This is a genomic window from Methylosinus sp. R-45379, assembly GCF_001644125.1.
Taxonomy (GTDB): domain Bacteria; phylum Pseudomonadota; class Alphaproteobacteria; order Rhizobiales; family Beijerinckiaceae; genus Methylosinus.
Window position 1 is genome coordinate 1 of sequence record NZ_LUUM01000086.1, and the last position, 2,307, is coordinate 2,307.

2 protein-coding genes are annotated in these 2,307 nt (G+C 61.9%); one reads left to right on the plus strand and one right to left on the minus strand.

Annotated features, from left to right (window positions below; all coding sequences use genetic code 11):
* A partial coding sequence (locus A1351_RS26110; RefSeq protein ID WP_371441447.1) for a relaxase/mobilization nuclease domain-containing protein occupies positions 1-879 on the minus strand: 879 nt, incomplete at its 3' end.
* A gap of 769 nt (positions 880-1,648) precedes the next feature.
* Here A1351_RS26110 and A1351_RS04205 point away from each other — a divergent pair.
* A partial coding sequence (locus tag A1351_RS04205; RefSeq protein ID WP_157096099.1) for a hypothetical protein occupies positions 1,649-2,307 on the plus strand: 659 nt, incomplete at its 3' end.

The following is a 2,307-nucleotide window of genomic DNA, read 5'->3' on the forward strand; positions in this document are numbered from 1 at the left end:
GTGTTCGCGCTGCTCGGCGATCAGCATCTTGTCGAGCCGCGTCAGTCGCTCCGCCGCTACTTCATTCGCGAGCTTCGTCTGAAGCTCGATCTCGCTCTGATGGCCGAGTTCCAGCGTGACGAGCTCGCTCGCCCGGTGACGAACTCCGTGAGCGATATAGTCGCCGGCGATATTGAGGATGCGGCCGTCGTCGAGCACGCCTCGGACGATGATGTGGGTGTGGGGATGGCCGGTGTTGTGATGGTCGACGGCGATCCAGCCGAGGCCCGTGTCGAGGTCCTTCTCCATCTGCCGCATGAGGTCGCGGGTGAAGCCCCGCAGGTCGGCCATGTCACTGGCGTCCTCCGGCGCGACGATGAAGCGAAACTGATGACGATCGTCGCGTCCGCGCTCGACAAAGGCGCGGCCGTCCGCCTCATTCTCGATCGCCGAGTAGGCGTGGCCCCTCTCGCCGTTGTGGGTGACGCCATCGCGTTCGAGATAGCGGAGATGGGCGTCGACGGCCTTGCTCGCGGCGCCGCGCATCTTCGCACTATGAGAGCCGCGTTGTGGATTGAGCTTCACGACGCGCGCCTTGACGACGACGCGACGCGATCGAAACCGTCCGGCGGAGTCGCGCTGCCAGCCGCCGCCGTCGCTCGGCAGCGACGCCGCCACCTTCGCGCCTCGCCCCCGCGCGTTGAACCGGCCGCCTCCTTCTCCTTTCCGGCCGCTAGCCGCCGCCGGACCTCGGCCGATCCGGCCCGGATCGCCGCCGGCCTTTTGGACAGCGATCTCGACCTGCCGGACGAAGGAAAGCGAGCGCGGACTGCCGCTCCTTCCGCCAGCTCGGGACCGCCCGGGTCTAACGTGAAAATTGTCTATGTCGTCGCTCGCCATTCCGAAATGATCGGCGCCGAAATCAGTCTGCGCAATGGCACTCGAGCGTCAGTCGTAGTGGATCGCAAAAACACTCGCTCCAGCGTAGGAACGGCGGGACATGCCACGTCGCGCCTCCTCAATGCCGGCGTCTATGACATTGAAAACAAGCATGAATTCTCTTTGATCGGAAGCCGGCGCACATCGCACGGCGCCATGCCTGCGCATTTGTAGGCTGCAAAAACCAATGTGCAGACAACACTTTACGAGCGAAGCGAGGCGCGAACGTCAGTTCGCTTTATCTTGCCGTCTTAATCGCCGCCGTCTTAATCGCCGCCTTGTAGCGTTTGGTCTTTGCACATCCTTTGGGAGAGGCATGTCGGGTTTGCGCAGAAGAAGCGCGCTCGACTTGCGCCCGTTGCGCTGCCGAACGGCGTGGCGACCGCGCATCTTCTGCAGAACCTCATGCAGGCGCCTGACGGGATGACGGCTATCGAATTGAGCGACGGAAGACGCGTGTTCGCACCTATTGGCAGCGATCCCGAAGTCGTTCGGACGAATGTCGAAAGCGGGAAGATCGCGCCAAGGTGATCGTTCCGGCGGGAGTGAAGGTGCATCTGGCGCTCGGCTACACGGACATGCGCAAGGGCGTGCCGCCGCAGCCGACGGCATATAGGTGAATACTCCGCGCCGGTGTATTCCCCGCGAGCCGAACTTACATAGCTGTTGGCGATGCGGAACCAACCCCAGCGCAGGCGCGCTGACGGCGAAATTGTGCTAGAATTGTCCCATGGACGCGCAGGAAAAAAAGAACTCCGCCGCCGGCGAGCAAACGGCGATCGTGGGCTACTTCAAGCAGTACGAATATTCGGCCTGCGAAATCTTCCGCGTTATGAACGACGGAACGTTTCGCGGCATCACCATTAGCGAGCCCGAAGCCGGCATTTTCGACGACTTGGTCTTGCACGCCGGCGAGGCCGTCGTCGCCACCCAGGTCAAAAGCCAAGAAGATGTTCAATCTGTCGCCTTGAACACCGCGCTCATTTCGAACGCGTTGATCAAGGACATCGCCGCGTCCTGGGCCAGGCTGAAGGCCCGTTTCACGGATCGGCCGGTCAAGCTGCGTTACATTTTCGGCGGCTATTTCAGCCAAAACGACACCGCGCTGGCCAACACGGGCTCGAACCAGAAGAAACACAGCGCCGAGTTTGCGCGGTTCGTAGCTCACGACGACCTTACCGTCGCCGAGCTTAAAGCTGCCCCCTGGAGCGCGAAGCTCGAAGAGATGCGCGCGTTGACCGGTCAAAGCGAAGACGAGTTCTGCGCGTTCCTCAACGCGCTTGAGCTGCTCGATCATGGCGAGTTGATGCGCAACCGGGCCTCCAATTTCTTCAATCTTGAGCGCCAGCGCGTCGAAGCGCTTATCCAGCTCATTCCGCGGCTGATAAT